Below are 15,949 nucleotides of genomic sequence, written 5' to 3'. Positions count from 1 at the left end.
GTCGGCGCCTCAGATCGCCGCAGTCACAATAATCTCGACCAGATATTCCGGGGCGGCGAGCTTTGCTTCGCCGGTGGCGCGTGCCGGGGTATGGCCCTGCGGCACCCACTTGTCCCATTCCGAATTCATTTCCGCGAAGGTGCCCATGTCGGCAAGCCAGATGATCGCCTGGACGATCTTGGTCTTGTCGGTGCCGGCCTTGGCGAGCAATTCGTCGATGGTCTTGAGGATGTCGCGGGTCTGCGAGGCGACGTTGCCGCCGGGCTCGCCGACCTGGCCGGCCAGATAGACGGTGTTGCCATGGATGACGATCTGGCTCATGCGCGGGCCGACATCGATGCGACGAATGCTCATTGGAGGTTCCTTCGTTATGGGGGTCGCTGCTCTTTAGAGTCCGGGCGGACGCGGGGCAAGGCCGGCGGACGCGAAACCAATTGAGCCAAGTGTCCGATCTCTGCCGCCCACCTACACGGCGAGTTGACCGGTCGTGACACAATTGCGCCAGCCTGGCGTGTTGACTAATGTAATAACATCACATATCGACAGCTCACTCGATTTCGCGGACCGCCGCCCGATGACCAATGCCTGCCTGACTTTCCGCGACCTGACGCTGGGCTACAACAGCCACGCGGCCATCCATCATTTGAACGGCACCGTCCGCAAAGGTTCGCTGACCGCGGTGGTCGGCGCCAACGGCTCGGGCAAATCGACGCTGATGAAGGGCATCGTCGGCGTGCTGAAGCCGATGGAAGGCGCGGTGGTCCGCATGCCGGGTGTCCGCACCGCCTATCTTCCGCAGCAGTCGGAGCTCGACCGCTCGTTTCCGGCGCGCGTCGTCGATCTGGTCTCGCTCGGCCTATGGCCAAAGCGCGGCATGCTCGGGCGCTACACCAAAGAGGACCGAGAATCCGTCAGCAAGGCGCTGATGGCGGTCGGGCTCGGCGGCTTCGAGAAGCGGCCGATCGACACGCTGTCCGGCGGACAGCTGCAGCGCACGCTGTTTGCCCGCGTGCTGTTGCAGGACGCCGACCTCATCCTGCTCGACGAGCCGTTCAACGCGGTCGACTCCAAGACCGTGGGCGATCTCATCCAGTTGATAAAGCGCTGGCATGGCGAGGAGCGCACGATCATGGTCGTGATTCACGACCTCGACCTGGTGCGGCAGAATTTCCCGCAGACGCTGCTGCTTGCCCGCCAGCCTGTCGCCTGGGGCGACACCAAGGACACGCTGCGGCCGGAAAATCTGCTCAAGGCAAGGCGCTTCCACGAGGCGTGGGAAGAAAACGCGCCATGGTGCGAGCCGAGTGAGCATGAACACAGCCATGATCGCGCGCACGATCATGATCATGGGCATGACCACCGACACGACCATCATCACGGCTCCGGACCGAGGGCGGCATGATGGATTTCCTCTACGGCCTGTTCATCGCGCCCTTCGCCGACTTCGCCTTCATGCAGCGGGCGCTGTTCGGCTCGCTGATGCTGTCGCTCGGAGCCTGCCCGGTCGGCGTCTTCCTGATGCTCAGGCGCATGAGCCTGTCGGGCGACGCGATGGCGCATGCCATCCTGCCCGGCGCTGCCGCCGGCTTCCTGCTTTATGGCCTCGAAATCCTGCCGATGACCATCGGCGGGCTGATCGCCGGCATCATCGTGGCGCTCGGCGCGGGTGCCGTCTCTCGCTTCACCATCCAGCGCGAGGACGCCTCGATGGCGGCCTTCTATCTCATCTCGCTGGCCGTCGGCGTGCTGATGGTGTCGATCCGCGGCTCCAGCGTCGACCTGATGCATGTGCTGTTCGGCACGGTGCTGGCGCTCAACGATGAGGCGCTCATCCTGATCGGCGGAATCGTGGCGGTGACGCTCGCCTGTCTCGCCATCTTCTGGCGCGCGCTTGTCGCCGAGTGCCTCGACCCGCTGTTCCTGCGCTCGGTGAGCCGCATGGGCAGCCCGGTGCATTTCATTTTCTTGGGCCTTGTCGTGCTCAACCTCGTCGGCGGCTTCCAGGCGTTGGGCACGCTGCTGTCGGTCGGACTGATGATGCTGCCTGCCGCCGCGGCCCGCTTCTGGACGGCGCGCGTGGAGCCGATGTGCGCGCTCGCCGTGCTGATCGGCTTCGCCTCCTGCATCGCCGGGCTGCTCTTGTCCTATCACGCCTCGTTGCCTTCCGGTCCGGCGATCATCCTTTCGTCCGGCGTCGTCTATTTCTGCTCGATCCTGTTCGGCACGCGCGGCGTGCTGCGCGCCCGCATCGTGCATCACCGGCACCGCACCGCCTGACCCTCATTCCCACCCCTTAAAAGGAGACGTTGCCAATGCTGAAATCCTTCCGAGCCGCCCTGGCGTTGAGCGTTATAACATTAAGCGCCTTCGCAACCTCGTCAGCCTTCGCGGTGCCGCTCAAGGTCGTGGCGAGCTTCACTGTGATTGCCGACTTCGCGAAAAATGTCGGCGGCGACCGGGTTAACATCACCACCATTGTCGGGCCGGACGGCGACGCGCATGTCTATGAGCCGAGCCCGGCGGACGCGGTGGCGATGGCCAAAGCCGATGTCGTGCTGGTCAACGGCCTGCATTTCGAGGGTTTCCTGCAGCGCCTGGTCGACGCCAGCGCCACCAAGGCCGCGATCGTGACGCTGACCAAGGGCGTGACGCCGATCGACTTCAAGCCGGAATTCGCCGATGCGGACGCCGCCGAAGGTGCTGGCACCGGCGGCGGCAAGACCGTCACCGATCCGCATGCCTTCCAGTCGATCGCCAACGCCAAGATCTATGTGAAGAACATCGCCGACGCGTTCTGCACGGCCGATAGCGCAGGCTGCGACAGCTACACGGCCAATGCCGCCGCCTATATTGCCAAGCTCGATGGGCTGGAGGGCGAAGTGAAGGCGGCGATCCAGTCGATCCCGGAAGCCAAGCGCGTGGTCATCACCTCGCATGATGCCTTCGGCTATTTCGAACATGAATACGGGCTGACCTTCCTCGCGCCGGAAGGCATCTCGACCGAATCCGAACCCTCGGCGGCCGATGTCGCCAAGCTGGTTAGCCAAGTGAAGCAGGACAAGGCGGCGGCGATCTTCGTGGAAAACATCACCAATCCGCGGCTCATCGAGCAGATCGCCGGCGAGACCGGCATCAAGGTCGGCGGCACGCTCTATTCGGACGCGCTGTCTCAGCCCGATGGTCCCGCCGCGACCTATATCGACATGATGCACAACAACATCACGCAGATCAAAGGCGCGATCCTGGGAAGCTGAGCGGCCAACATCCAACCGGATCAGGATCGGCCCTGTTGGATTTTTCGATCGGCCGTCGCTATTTGGCAGGGAATTCCTTCAATGCGGATTGCCGCCCCTCTCCCGGAGTGGCAAGACTGCCGCCAATGAGATCGCGAGGACGACACCATGGAATACCGCCAGATCAGCGACGACTATTCGGTCTCCGGCCAGATCCAACCTGAGGACATCGCCGCCATCAAGGACGCAGGCTTCAAAAGCGTGATCTGCAACCGGCCGGACGACGAGCAGCCGGGCCAGCCCTCGGCCGATAGCGTCAAGGCAGCGGCCGAGGCGGCCGGCCTTGCCTTCCGCTATATCCCGGTCATCAGCGGCCAGATCACCATGGACAATGTCGAGGACCAAGCCGCCGCGCTGGATGAACTCGAAGGGCCGGTGTTTGCCTACTGCCGCTCCGGGGCGCGTTGCACCAACCTTTATGGGCTGATCCAGCAGCAGCGAGGGTGACGGATTAGAAAGCCAGTCAGTCTGACAGGCCGGCGATTCTCCGCGCCCTCCGTCCCTTCAGTCAGCGTAATTAGATCGGCAGCGCGCCGGTTTCCTTCAGCGTCTCAAGTACGATCGCCGTCTTCACGTGCTGCACGGATTCGTGCGGCAGGAGCACGCCGTTGACGAATTCGGACAATGATTTGAGGTCGGGCGTCACCACCTTCAGGATGTAGTCCATCTCGCCAGTCAGCGCGTGCGCCTCCTGCACTTCGGGCAGGCGGGCGACCAGCTCGCCGAAGCGGCGGGCGTTGTCTCGGTTGTGGGTGGCTAAAGTCACCGAGATGACGTTGACCAGCGAAAAGCCAAGACGGTCGCGGTCGAGCACGGCACGGTAGCCCTTGATATAGCCGTCTTCCTCGAGCCGCAGACGGCGGCGCGAGCATTGCGAGGGCGACAGGTTCACGCGCTCCGCCAGATCGTTGTTGGTGAATCGCGCATCATCCTGCAAAAGTGCCATTATCTTGCGATCAAATTGATCAAGTCGCGCATCGTCCATGAATTTCTCCCTATTCATGCACAAATTGCGCACATGATGAGCATTTCAAGCGGTTGAATGCAAGCACCGTGCGGACACTGCGCGCTATCATCGTTGAAATTGGCCAAGCACGGCCCCGACAGCTTTCGGAGGACTCCATGGGCCCTTTCCCGCACGACGCCCCGCCTGCCAAGATCAACAAGCAAAACCCAGCCGGCACCGACGGTTTCGAGTTCGTCGAGTTCGCGCATTCGGAGCCCGAGAAGCTCGCCGAATTGTTCACCCGCATGGGCTATGTCGCGGTCGCAAGGCACCGCACTAGGAACATCACCGTCTGGCGCCAGGGCGACATCAACTATGTCGTCAATGCCGAGCCCGGCTCGCATGCGATGAAGTTCGTGGAGAAGCACGGCCCCTGTGCCGCCTCCATGGCGTGGCGCGTGGTCGATGCCAAACATGCCTTCGACCACGCCGTCTCAAAGGGTGCCACGCCCTATGAGGGAAGCGACAAAGCGCTCGACGTGCCGGCCATCGTCGGCATTGGCGGCTCGCTGCTTTATTTCATCGAAACCTATGGCGAAAAAGGCTCGGCTTATGACGCCGAGTTCGAGTGGCTGGGCGAGCGCGACCCGAAGCCCGAAGGCGTCGGCTTCTATTATCTCGACCACCTCACCCACAATGTCTATCGCGGTAACATGGACAAATGGTGGGACTTCTACCGCGACCTGTTCGGCTTCAAGCAGATCCATTTCTTCGACATCGACGGCAAGATCACCGGCCTTGTCAGCCGCGCCATCACCTCGCCCTGCGGCAAGATCCGCATTCCGCTGAACGAGTCCAAGGACGAGACCAGCCAGATCGCCGAGTATCTGAAGAAGTACAATGGCGAGGGCATCCAGCACATCGCGGTCGGCACCGATGCGATCTACGAGGGCACCGACAAGCTCGCCGCCAACGGGCTGAAATTCATGCCCGGCCCGCCCGACACCTACTACGAGATGTCGCATGAGCGCGTGCACGGCCACGACGAGCCGATCGAGCGCATGAAGAAGCACGGCATCCTGATCGACGGCGAAGGCGTCGTCGACGGCGGCACGACCAAGATCCTGCTGCAGATCTTTTCCAAAACCGTGATCGGCCCGCTCTTCTTCGAGTTCATCCAGCGCAAGGGCGATGAAGGTTTTGGCGAAGGCAATTTCCGCGCGCTCTTCGAATCGATCGAGCAGGACCAGATCAAGCGCGGCGTGATCAAGCTGGACGGCAAGGCGGCGTAACGCCTGAGCTTACTTGCGGCCGGACCAATTATGACCTAAATTCTGGTCATAAGAGGTTGGCAATGAACGTTCCGATGGCAAAAGCAAAGGCCCAACTCGCCGAGTTGGTGAAGCGGGCCCAGGCCGGCGAAAAGATCAATCTGACCCGGCACGGGGAGATTGTGGCAACCTTGAGCGCCCCTGCTCGGCCTGCGGGGAGCAAGGGTCTGTTTGGAGCCCTGAAAGGCCAAATTTGGATATCGGATGATTTTGATGAACTCGGCCCCGAATGGGACGAGTACATCAAATGAGCCGCAAATATCTGGTCGATACCCATATTCTACTCTGGGTACTCAACGCGGATTCACGCCTTTCGGACCATCATCGGGACATCTTTCTTGCGAGTGAGGATGTGGTCGTCAGCGCCATCTCGGTGGCGGAGATCGCCATCAAGAAATCGCTCGGCAAAGTCACGCTCACAGGCAATATCGTGGAGATCTTGAAGTCGAACGGCATTCCGATCCTCGGCGTCAATGAATTGCACGCAGCGAGGCTTGAGCATCTGCCGCTTCATCATCGTGATCCATTCGACCGTCTACTCATCGCGCAGGCTCAAATTGAAGATCTGACGATGGTCACTGCGGATCGGCACTTCGCAGCCTACGACGTTGCCTTGGTCTGATCATCCAGTCCCAACCGTTCGACCTCTTCTTTCCTCAGCTTCAGGTCGTACTCGAGCAGGAACTCGTCCAATTGCGGTGGCGGAACGGAAGTGCCGGAAAGCATGGCATGCACCTGCCCGCGGTGGTGGATGTCGTGCAGGAAGACATGCGCGAGGATGTCGCCGATCTTTTCGGGGATCATGCCATCCTCGCGCCGGTCGGTTATGACGCTGCGATCGAGATCGGTCTCTGAAAGTGCATCGCAGAAAGCAACGAGCCTGCGGTCGAAATCGGCCTGTGCCTCGGCCAGACCTACTGCATCGTCGAACGGCACGTAGTCGTCGTAGACTGCGGCACCCCGGCCTCCATCCGTCAGGAAGTCGAGATAGAGAAGGTCGACCGCGAGGATGTGGTTGAGCGTCTCCCTGATCGACGGAAAGAAGCCGGTGCGCCCGGCCTCGAGCTCGCCGGTCTGAAGCGCCAGCACTGCACGATAGAGCCGGTCGTTCGACCAGAGATTATTGCGCGCCATGCGGCGCAGGTGCTCCAGCATGGTCACCGGCTCAATGCTCCCCTCACCCCTCGTATTTCTCGACCTTCTGCTCGATGGCGCCGAAGATCGAATGGCCGGTTCTGTCCTTCATCTCGATGCGCACCGTGTCGCCGAAACGCAGGAAGGGCGTCTTCGGCTCGCCGCTCTCGATAGTCTCGATTATGCGCAGTTCCGCAACGCAGGAATAGCCGGCGCCGCCCGCCGAAACCGGCTTGCCAGGGCCGCCGTCGAGCTTGTTGGAGACGGTCCCCGAGCCGATGATACTGCCGGCGGCGAGCGGTCGGGTTTTCGCGGCATGCGCGATCAGCGTCGGGAAATCGAAGGTCATGTCGACGCCCGCATTGGCGCGGCCGAACGGCTTGCCGTTGACGTCGACCAGCAGCGAGAGATTGACCTTGCCGCCGTCCCAGGCATCGCCCAACTCGTCGGGGGTGACGGCAACCGGAGAGAAGGCCGACGATGGTTTCGACTGGAAGAAGCCGAAGCCTTTGGCCAGTTCCGGCCCGGTGATGGCGCGCAGCGTGACGTCGTTGACCAGCATAATGAGGCGGATTGCCTCCTTCGCTTGTTCCAGACTGGCGCCCATCGGCACATCGTCGACGACGACCGCGACCTCGGCCTCCATGTCGATGCCGAAGGCCTCGTCGGCCATGCGGATCGGGTCGCGCGGCGCAATGAAGGAGTCCGAGCCGCCCTGGTAGATCAGCGGGTCGGTCCAGAAGCTTGCCGGCATATCCGCGCCGCGTGCCTTCCGCACCAGCTCGACATGGTTCACATAGGCGGAGCCGTCCGCCCATTGATAGGCGCGCGGCAGCGGGGAATGCGCGTCGTGCTCATGGAAACGCGCCGAGGGAACCGCGTTGGTCTCAAGCGATTCGGCCATGGCCGCCAGATGCGGCGCAATGCGGCGCCAATCGTCGAGCGCAGCCTGCAGCGTCGGCACCAGGAAGGAAGCGTCGGTGAACCGCGTCAGATCGCGCGAGACCACGACCAGTTTTCCGTCGCGCGTCCCGTTCTTCAATGTGGCAAGCTTCATGCGGTTTCCTCTCCTGAAGCGGCCTTTTGACCGCCTAGCCCCACAACAAGGCCGTCGCGGGCAATCGTCAAGTCGCCGGACCAAGTTTTCCTGACGGCGTCGATCCAGTCGTCCTCGCCGATCGCCGGATCGTCGGCTGGAATGAGATGGTTGAGCACCAGCCGCTTCACCCCGGCATCGCTGGCGATGCGGCCTGCTTCGTCGGCAAAACTGTGGCTCGCTAGGAGATGCTCGCGCAGCCGCGCGCCGTTGCCGGTCCGGGCGACCAGTCGCTCCACGCCTTCCTCCAGCATGGCCTCATGGACGAGGATGTCGGCAGCTTTGGCAAACTCAGCCAGTGGCGGAAAGAAGGCCGTGTCGGCGGAAAACACCACGCTCTTGCCGTCCTGCTCGAAACGCAGCGCAAAACAGTCGGTGACCGGCGGATGGTCGACGCGCAACGAAGTCACCGTCAGACCTCGCTCGTCCAAAATCGAGCCTTCGCCGAACTCCTCGACCGTGATCAGGTCGCGGATGTCCGGCCTGCCTTCGTCGATGATGCGGATCTCGATGTCGAACTCCATCGCCTGGCAGAAGCATTGCCAGTAATGCCCCGTGCCGGGTGGGCCAAAAACGGTCACCGGCGTCGCCAGACCCGCCGTCCAGGCCGTGTGGATCAGCGGCCCAAGTTCCAGAACGTGGTCCGAATGAACGTGCGTGACGAAGATCAGATCGAGCGCTTTGAGGCTGACGCCGGCATCAGTCAGCGCACGCGTGACGCCAAGTCCGCAATCGACGACGATGGTGCGCCCGCCGATTTCAAGCAGCGACGAACTCGGCCAGGGTCCGCCTGGCCGGACTGCCGGGCCACCCTTGGAGCCGAGCAGGACGAGCCGGTCCACGTTTTCGGTATTCAAGACCAGTCGCCTTCCGGGGTGCCGTTGAAACGCTTCTTCAGGTCGGCCCAGCAGTCGATGTAGTTCTCCTGCAAGGTGCCGAGCTCGGCGGCGTAGCGCGTCAGCATCTGCGGAAAGCGCGTCTCGAACATGAAGGCCATGGTGTTGTCGAGCTTGACCGGCTTCAGGTCGGCGCGCGTCGCCTTCTCGAAGCCGGAAGCATCCGGGCCATGCGCCAGCATCTGGTTGTGCAGGCTGATGCCGCCGGGCACGAAACCTTCCTCCTTGGCGTCGTACTGGCCATGGATCAGGCCCATGAACTCGCTCATGATGTTACGATGGTACCAGGGCGGCCGGAACGTATTTTCGGCCACCAGCCAGCGCGGCGGGAAGATGACGAAGTCGACATTGGCCGTGCCCTCCTCGCCGCTCGGCGCCGTCAGCACGGTGAAGATCGATGGATCGGGGTGGTCGAACAGGATGGCGCCGACGGGCGAAAACGTCGCCAGATCATATTTGTAGGGCGCGTAGTTGCCATGCCAGGCGACGACGTCGAGCGGCGAATGGCCGAGTTCGGTAATGTGGAAGGCGCCGCACCATTTGACGATCAGCCGGCAGGGCGTCTCCTTCTCCTCGAACCAGGCGCAGGGCGTTTTGAAATCGCGCGGATTGGCCAGGCAATTGGCGCCGATCGGGCCGCGGTCGGGCATGGTGAACTTGGCGCCGTAATTCTCGCAAACATAGCCGCGCGCCTCCTTGTCGGCGAGCTCGACCTTGAAGACGAGGCCGCGCGGCAGCACCGCGATCTCGCCGGGGCGAAGCTCAATCACCCCCATCTCGGTGACGAAGCGCAGCGCGCCCACCTGCGGCACGACCAGCAATTCGCCGTCGGCGTTGAAGAAATGGTCGTCCACCATCGACCGGTTGGCGACATAGACATGCGCTGCCATGCCCGACTGGCCAACCGCATCGCCGGCCGTGGTGAAGGTACGCATGCCGGAAATGAAGTCGGTCGGCTCGGTCGGCATCGGCGTCGGGTTCCAGCGGTATTGGCCGAGCGCCAGCTCGTGGTCGCCGATATTGGGGCCTGTCTTCCACAAGGGGTAGCTGGCGCCCTTGAATCGGCCGGTGTGCTTTACGCTCGGGCGAATTCGATAAAGCCAGGAGCGCTCGTTGGTGCCGCGCGGCGCGGTGAAGGGCGAGCCCGAAAGCTGCTCGGCATAGAGGCCGTAGGCCGGCCGCTGCGGCGAGTTGCGGCCCTGCGGCAGCGATCCGGGCAGCGTCTCGGTTTCGAAATCATTGCCGAAACCCGGCATGTAGGAAAAGCCCATCCGATCCTCCCTGATCCGACTTGCCAGCTTCAAGAATTTGGCCTGCAGGCGATGTTGACCAAACTGGTTTCATTTGTAACCATTGAAAATGTAACTATCAACGGCTGACGCTTTCGCGGTGCGACCATGGAAATCCTCGAGTTGGAAAGCTTCCTGCCCTACAGACTCTATCGGTTGGCGGATACCGTCAGCCGCGAATTTTCGCGCATCTACAAAGAGCGCCACGGTCTGACGCGACCGGAATGGCGCACGCTGTCGGGGCTTGGCGAGCGGGGCACGATGACGGCGACCGAACTCGGTGAACAGTCGGCCATGCACAAGACGAAGGTGTCGCGCGCGGTGGCGGAGTTGGAACGGCGGCGGTGGTTGACGCGGACGCCGGATGAGAATGATCGCCGCGTAGAGCGCCTGGCGCTGACCAAGACGGGTTTAGCCGCCTATCGCGAGATGGTGCCGCTGGCGAAGGCGTTTGAAAGGGAGTTGCTGGGGAAGCTGAGTGTGGAGGAGCGCGCGGCGATTGCCAGGGGGGTGGCGGCGCTGGAAGAGGCTTTGGAGAGAAAGTAGATGAGAGGCCGGCGGGACAGCGCCCCCCTCTGTCCTGCCGGACATCTCCCCCTCTTGGGGGGAGATTGGCAGCTTTGGCGACGGCGCTCGTCTTGCAACGTCCGCGATTGGCGAAGGCCGGCGTGACGGCTGATCTCCCTCCTTGAGGGGTAGATGTCCGGCAGGACAGAGAGGGGGGCGAAGGAACTCGACATCTCTCCAGAGGCTCTCACCAATCCATCACAACCTTCCCAGAACTCCCACTCCTCATCGCATCGAACCCCACCTGGAAATCGTCGATCCCGATGCGATGGGTGATCAGCCCCGAGACATCCAGCGGGCCTTGCACCAGGGCGATCATCTTGTACCAGGTCTCGAACATCTCGCGGCCGTAGATGCCTTTGAGATGCAGCATCTTGAAGATGACCTTGTTCCAGTCGATCTCGAAGCCGGTCGGCGCGATGCCGAGGATGGCGATCTTGCCGCCATTGTTCATGGTGTCGATCATGTCGCGGAAAGCGGGAGCCGCGCCTGACATCTCCAGCCCGACGTCGAAACCTTCGCTCATGCCGATCGACGGCATCACATCGCGCAGCTTTTCCTTCGAGGCGTCGACGACATGCTGGACGCCGAGTTTTCGCGCCAGATCCAGTCGCACCGGGTTGATATCGGTGATGACCACCTTTCGCGCGCCGACGCATTGCGCCACCAGCGCACCCATGATGCCGATCGGCCCGGCGCCGGTGACCAGCACGTCCTCGCCGACCAGATCAAAGGACAAGGCTGTGTGCACGGCATTGCCCAGCGGATCGAAGATAGCGGCGATCTCGTCCGGCACATCGTCGGGGATCGGCACGACATTGTGCTGTGGGATCGCCAGATACTCGCCGAAGGCGCCGGGACGGTTGACGCCGACGCCGAGCGTGTTGCGGCAGAGATGCCCTCGCCCGGCGCGGCAGTTGCGGCAATGGCCGCAGACAATGTGGCCTTCGCCCGACACGCGCTGGCCGACCTTGTATTCGGTGACCGCGGAGCCGAAATCAGCGACCGTGCCGACGAATTCGTGGCCCGTCACCATCGGCACGGGCACCGTCTTCTGCGCCCACTGGTCCCAATTGTAGATATGGACGTCGGTGCCGCAGATCGCGGTCTTCTTGACCTTGATCAGCACGTCGTTGGGGCCGATCTCCGGCACCGGCACCTCTTCCATCCAGATGCCCGGCTCGGCCTTGGCCTTCACCAGCGCCTTCATCATGTTCGACATCAGACGCTCCTCAAAAATCTTGCCTGTCTCGATGGGATCGGTTTCATCAGTGCGCCGCCTCCAGAATGTTCTTCAGCCGGAGCAAGTCTCGATCGGTCGAACGCCGAACGGCCAGGGCGATAAACGGCGCCACAAGACGGGAAAAGCCTGTCGGGGTACCGCGGTTCCGGAGCGCCATATGGGTAGCGCCTTCTCGGGTATCGCGCCATGCATAACTCGTTTCCATGGGAAACGGTCCTTCGGCGGTTCGCATCACCAGCCGCTCGCCCTGCACGAGATCGACAATTTCGTAGGTGTAAACAAGGCGCCGTCCGAGGAACTGCGCTACGAATGCAATTCTCGATCCTACCTGGGCCGGTCGGGGCGTCTTCCATTCGACCGATTTGATATTGACATACCAGCGGGGCACGTTGTCCGGATCGGCGGAAAAGGCGGCGACGACCGCGCGGGGCCTGACGATCTCGATCCTGCTCGTGACATCGATCGTCATGGCCGACTTCTGTTTTCCTCGGCGTGGGTCACGCGATTACACCCAGTTCTTTTCCCACGTCGCCGAAGGCCGCGACCGCACGGTCGATGTCGGCGCTGGAATGGGCGGCAGACATCTGCGTGCGGATGCGCGCCTGGCCCTTCGGCACCACCGGAAAGGAGAAACCGATGACATAGATGCCGCGCTTCAGCATGCGCTGCGCCATCTCCTGCGCCAGTGCCGCATCGCCCAGCATCACCGGGATGATCGGATGATCGGCGCCAGCCAGCGTGAAGCCCAGTTTGCCCATCCTGGAACGGAACCGGTCCGCATTGGCATATAGGCGCTCGCGCAACGCGTCGCCATGGCGGATCAGGTCGAAGACCTTGATCGAGGCGCCGGCGATCGCCGGCATCAGCGTGTTGGAGAAGAGATAGGGCCGTGAACGCTGGCGCAGCCAGTCGACCACTTGGCTTTTGCCCGACGTGTAACCGCCCGAGGCGCCGCCCAGCGCCTTGCCAAGCGTGCCCGTGATGATGTCCACCCTGCCCTCGACGCCGCAATGCTCGGCCGAGCCACGGCCGTTCTTACCGACGAAGCCGACCGCATGGCTGTCGTCGACCATGACCATGGCGTCGTATTTCTCGGCGAGATCGCATACGTCCTTGAGATTGGCAATGATGCCGTCCATCGAGAACACGCCGTCGGTGGCGATCAGCCGGAACCGGCAGTCCTTGGCCTCCTTCAGCCGGGCCTCGAGATCGGCCATGTCGTTGTTGGCGTAGCGGAAACGTTTGGCCTTCGAGAGCCGCACGCCATCGATGATCGAGGCGTGGTTCAGCGCATCGGAGATGATGGCGTCCTCCTCGCCGAGCAGCGTTTCGAACAGGCCGCCATTGGCGTCGAAGCAGGAAGAATAGAGGATGGTATCGTCCATGCCCAGAAATGAGGAGATGGTCGCCTCGAGCTGCTTGTGTTCCTCCTGCGTGCCGCAAATGAAGCGCACGGAGGCCATGCCGTAGCCGTAGCGGTCGAGCGCGTGCTTTGCCGCATCGCGCAGATCCGGGCTGTCGGCGAGCCCGAGATAGTTGTTGGCGCAGAAATTCAGCACCTTTTGGCCGCCGACCTCGATCTCGGCGGATTGCATCGAGGAGATCACCCGCTCGGACTTGTAAAGTCCGGCCGATTTTAGCCCTTGAAGCTCGCTGTCGATATGGGAAAGGAATGCTTTGCTCATGGTCGGCCCTGTTCGGTTCAGGCCGGACTGTCGCGCCACGGGCACGAAAAATCCATCGCAAAAGCGACCGCTTCGGTGGCGCTGCGAAAGCCCGGTCGCAATCTCTGTGATGGCGTGGCGGCAATAGGATCAAAAAAGAGATGTGCGAGAAAGGACGTGATAACCATCTTGCGAGCTTTTCCGCGCTGCCGCGATCACCTTGCCGACCCGTTAACCCTTTCAAGTTAATCGTTTTCCCGCCACGAATCCTTGGCAGGTATCCGTCGACCGGAGGGGTCACCCAGTTATGTCGCAGCAGCCAGTGCAGAGCGTTTCGCGCAAGCTGATCCTGCTCATCAAGACCGGCTACTGGCTGGCGCTGACGATCATCGCCGCCATGGTGATCGCCTCCTTCATCCTTCTGCAGCAGTTGATGGCGCAGCAACAGCACAATGATGCGCTGCTCGACATCGTCCAGACGCAGAAGGCGCTGTCGCAGCGCATCGTCTTCCTGGCCAGCGCCACGGGTGCTGCCTCGCGCGACAAGCAGCCGGCGCTGGTGACCGCGCTCAAGCAGGCGACCGGCGAGTTCGAAACCAATTACGACCGGCTGCTCACCGAGACCGGCGCCGACCCGCTGTCGCCGGCGCGCAACGATCCCAAATCGATCGAATACGTGCTGTTCAGCAAGCCGTTCCATCTCGACTATTTCTCCGTCGGTCTGGTGGCCAACGGAGAGCGACTGGCCTCGTCCTTCGGATCCCAACTCGGCATGCAAAGCGATGGCTACAAGGGCGGCACCGAGCGCGCCGGCCTCGACGCCTCCCTCGCCAATGCGACCTTGTCCGGCTATGCCGCGCTCGGCCAGCGCATCAGCGCCTTTGCAGACGAACGCTCCGGTCAATTGCTCAACCTGCACCGCACCCTTTTCTTTGCCACCCTTGGCGTCATCGTGCTGGTCGCGTTGTTCATTTTCCGGCCGATGTCCAACGCCATCCTGCGCAAGACACGCGAGCTGGTCGACGCGCGCAACTCGATGGCCTTCATCGCCGTGCATGACGGCCTGACCGGGCTGCACAACCGCACCTTCCTTACCGACCATTTCGAAACGCTGATCAAAGGCGCTCACCGCCGCCGCGAGCGCCTGGCGGTCATCCAGCTCGATCTCGACCGTTTCAAGCAGATCAACGATACGCTTGGCCATGCCGCCGGCGACTATGTGCTGGTGGTGACCGCCCAGCGCATGCGCGATTCCTGCCGGGCCTCGGATCTCTGCGCGCGGCTCGGCGGCGACGAGTTCGTCATGATCCTCAACGGTGCCGGCAGCACCGAGGACATTCATGCGCTGGCCACGCGCATTCTCGGCGAGATCAACGAGCCGATCACCTTCCAGGGCACGACCATCATGCCCGGCGCCAGCGCCGGCATCGCGGTCTATCCGGTGGACGCCGACAACGCGCAGGACCTGCTCGTCCATGCCGATCTCGCGCTCTATTCCGCCAAGAAGCTCGGCGGCGGCAACTTCTCCTTCTTCTCCGAGGAACTGCGCCGCGAGCTCGACTACCGCAAGCGGCTCGAACAGGACATCCGCACGGCGATCGCCAACAAGAGTTTTGAGGTCTATTTCCAGCCGCAAGTGTCGCTGACCAGCGGCAAGATCAGCGGCATCGAGGCGCTGGTGCGCTGGAAGCACGCGACGCGCGGCATGATCTCGCCCGGCGAATTCATTCCCGTCGCCGAGAAATGCGGCTTCATGCCGGATATCGGCCGCATCGTCATCGCCAAAGCGATCGAGGAAGCCGCCGAATGGGACCGCGCCGGCATCGATTTCGGGCGGATCGCCGTCAACGTCTCGGGCACGGAGCTGCGCGAGCCCGATTTCGATAGCTTCTTGTTCGGCACGCTGGAGCGCGCAGGACTGCCGCCGCAGAAGCTCGCGCTGGAGATCGTGGAATCCGTCATCCTCGATGACGAGAAGACCGGGATCGCCGCGAAGCTGCGCCACATCCGCGCCGCCGGCGTGCATCTCGAGCTCGACGACTTCGGCACCGGCTATGCCTCGCTCAGCCACGTCAACCCCAACGAGATCGACCGGCTCAAGATCGACCGCCGCTTCGTCCAGAACATCAACGAGAACGGCGACAACTCCAAGATCGTGCGCGCCATCACCGAGCTTGCCCGCGGGCTGGGCATCTCGATCGTCGCCGAAGGCGCCGAAACCGAGGCTGAGCTCGACTCGCTGATGGCGATCGGGTGCGACCAGGTGCAAGGCTATTCGATCGCCTTCCCGATGCCGCAGGACAAGGCGCGCGAATGGCTTTTGGCGCGTAGCCCGAAGAAGACGAAGCTGAAGGTGCTGCACGGCAGCTTGGCTTGAGATGCGCCGATATTCAGGTGAGGCCGGCTGCAAATGCCGGCTTCCTGCGCTTCCGGTGCTCACGTACGTTAAGTACGCTCCGCTCCGGTTCTCCCCGGCCGAAGCCCTCATAA

The 15,949-nt window shown here is 62.5% G+C and carries 18 protein-coding genes; 9 read left to right on the top strand and 9 right to left on the bottom strand.

Annotation, left to right across the window (positions count from 1 at the left end; translation table 11 throughout):
- Positions 1-9: 9 nt before the first annotated feature.
- Entirely contained in the window at positions 10-354 is a 345-nt protein-coding gene (locus tag LB523_RS06890) for a RidA family protein (protein ID WP_140697768.1), read from the bottom strand.
- A gap of 220 nt (positions 355-574) precedes the next feature.
- Here LB523_RS06890 and aztA point away from each other — a divergent pair, with 220 nt between their 5' ends.
- From aztA to LB523_RS06870, 4 genes are all read left to right on the top strand, one after another.
- Positions 575-1,402, top strand: coding sequence for a zinc ABC transporter ATP-binding protein AztA (gene aztA / locus LB523_RS06885; protein WP_224601713.1), 828 nt, complete (start codon positions 575-577; stop codon positions 1,400-1,402).
- Positions 1,402-2,277, top strand: a complete 876-nt coding sequence (gene aztB, locus LB523_RS06880; protein ID WP_140841086.1) for a zinc ABC transporter permease AztB — start codon at positions 1,402-1,404, stop codon at positions 2,275-2,277. The genes aztA and aztB overlap by 1 nt, the downstream gene beginning before the upstream one ends.
- Before the next feature lie 35 nt (positions 2,278-2,312).
- Positions 2,313-3,254 (top strand): zinc ABC transporter substrate-binding protein AztC, encoded by a 942-nt coding sequence (gene aztC / locus LB523_RS06875; RefSeq protein ID WP_224601712.1) that lies wholly within the window; start codon positions 2,313-2,315, stop codon positions 3,252-3,254.
- 147 nt (positions 3,255-3,401) lie between these two features.
- Complete coding sequence (locus tag LB523_RS06870; protein WP_224601710.1) at positions 3,402-3,740, top strand: TIGR01244 family sulfur transferase; 339 nt, start codon at positions 3,402-3,404, stop codon at positions 3,738-3,740.
- A 70-nt stretch (positions 3,741-3,810) separates the two neighbouring features.
- Here the strand turns inward: LB523_RS06870 and LB523_RS06865 are convergent, their stop codons facing one another.
- Positions 3,811-4,278, bottom strand: coding sequence for an Lrp/AsnC family transcriptional regulator (locus LB523_RS06865; protein ID WP_040986687.1), 468 nt, complete (start codon positions 4,276-4,278; stop codon positions 3,811-3,813).
- 137 nt (positions 4,279-4,415) lie between these two features.
- On the opposite strand from LB523_RS06865, the gene hppD reads away from it, so the two are divergent.
- From hppD to LB523_RS06850, 3 genes are all read left to right on the top strand, one after another.
- Positions 4,416-5,531, top strand: a complete 1,116-nt coding sequence (gene hppD, locus LB523_RS06860) for a 4-hydroxyphenylpyruvate dioxygenase (RefSeq protein ID WP_224601707.1) — start codon at positions 4,416-4,418, stop codon at positions 5,529-5,531.
- A gap of 62 nt (positions 5,532-5,593) precedes the next feature.
- Complete coding sequence (locus tag LB523_RS06855; protein ID WP_095767794.1) at positions 5,594-5,821, top strand: type II toxin-antitoxin system Phd/YefM family antitoxin; 228 nt, start codon at positions 5,594-5,596, stop codon at positions 5,819-5,821.
- Complete coding sequence (locus tag LB523_RS06850; protein ID WP_095767795.1) at positions 5,818-6,192, top strand: type II toxin-antitoxin system VapC family toxin; 375 nt, start codon at positions 5,818-5,820, stop codon at positions 6,190-6,192. The genes LB523_RS06855 and LB523_RS06850 overlap by 4 nt, the downstream gene beginning before the upstream one ends.
- Here LB523_RS06850 and LB523_RS06845 read toward each other — a convergent pair.
- From LB523_RS06845 to hmgA, 4 genes are read right to left on the bottom strand one after another with little or no spacing between them, the layout of a single operon-like run.
- The gene (locus LB523_RS06845) at positions 6,171-6,731 is read right to left on the bottom strand and encodes a DinB family protein (protein ID WP_224601706.1); all 561 of its coding nucleotides are present in this window, start codon (positions 6,729-6,731) and stop codon (positions 6,171-6,173) included. The genes LB523_RS06850 and LB523_RS06845 overlap by 22 nt on opposite strands.
- 16 nt (positions 6,732-6,747) lie before the next feature.
- A complete protein-coding gene (locus tag LB523_RS06840) occupies positions 6,748-7,761 on the bottom strand; it encodes a fumarylacetoacetate hydrolase family protein (protein WP_224601704.1) in 1,014 nt (337 codons plus the stop codon).
- A complete protein-coding gene (locus LB523_RS06835) occupies positions 7,758-8,657 on the bottom strand; it encodes an MBL fold metallo-hydrolase (RefSeq protein WP_224601701.1) in 900 nt (299 codons plus the stop codon). The genes LB523_RS06840 and LB523_RS06835 overlap by 4 nt, the downstream gene beginning before the upstream one ends.
- Positions 8,654-9,967 (bottom strand): homogentisate 1,2-dioxygenase, encoded by a 1,314-nt coding sequence (hmgA, locus tag LB523_RS06830; RefSeq protein WP_224601699.1) that lies wholly within the window; start codon positions 9,965-9,967, stop codon positions 8,654-8,656. Before hmgA ends, LB523_RS06835 begins: the two co-directional genes overlap by 4 nt.
- Positions 9,968-10,093: 126 nt before the next feature.
- Here hmgA and LB523_RS06825 point away from each other — a divergent pair, with 126 nt between their 5' ends.
- Positions 10,094-10,531, top strand: coding sequence for a MarR family winged helix-turn-helix transcriptional regulator (locus tag LB523_RS06825; RefSeq protein WP_224601697.1), 438 nt, complete (start codon positions 10,094-10,096; stop codon positions 10,529-10,531).
- A gap of 208 nt (positions 10,532-10,739) precedes the next feature.
- Here the strand turns inward: LB523_RS06825 and tdh are convergent, their stop codons facing one another.
- The 3 genes from tdh to LB523_RS06810 are packed head-to-tail and all read right to left on the bottom strand — an operon-like array spanning position 10,740 to position 13,480.
- The gene (gene tdh, locus LB523_RS06820) at positions 10,740-11,774 is read right to left on the bottom strand and encodes an L-threonine 3-dehydrogenase (protein WP_140840991.1); all 1,035 of its coding nucleotides are present in this window, start codon (positions 11,772-11,774) and stop codon (positions 10,740-10,742) included.
- Positions 11,775-11,820: 46 nt separating this feature from the next.
- Entirely contained in the window at positions 11,821-12,264 is a 444-nt protein-coding gene (locus LB523_RS06815) for an SRPBCC family protein (protein ID WP_224601695.1), read from the bottom strand.
- Between the two features lie 28 nt (positions 12,265-12,292).
- The gene (locus LB523_RS06810) at positions 12,293-13,480 is read right to left on the bottom strand and encodes a glycine C-acetyltransferase (protein ID WP_224601693.1); all 1,188 of its coding nucleotides are present in this window, start codon (positions 13,478-13,480) and stop codon (positions 12,293-12,295) included.
- 286 nt (positions 13,481-13,766) lie between these two features.
- On the opposite strand from LB523_RS06810, the gene LB523_RS06805 reads away from it, so the two are divergent.
- On the top strand, positions 13,767-15,836 hold the full coding sequence (locus LB523_RS06805; protein ID WP_224601691.1) for a putative bifunctional diguanylate cyclase/phosphodiesterase: 2,070 nt from the start codon (positions 13,767-13,769) through the stop codon (positions 15,834-15,836).
- Positions 15,837-15,949: the final 113 nt, after the last annotated feature.

Source organism: Mesorhizobium sp. ESP-6-4 (assembly GCF_020164735.1).
In the GTDB taxonomy this organism is placed as follows: domain Bacteria; phylum Pseudomonadota; class Alphaproteobacteria; order Rhizobiales; family Rhizobiaceae; genus Mesorhizobium.
The sequence above is the reverse complement of the archived record's forward strand: the minus strand, read 5'-3'. Positions and strand labels throughout refer to the sequence as shown.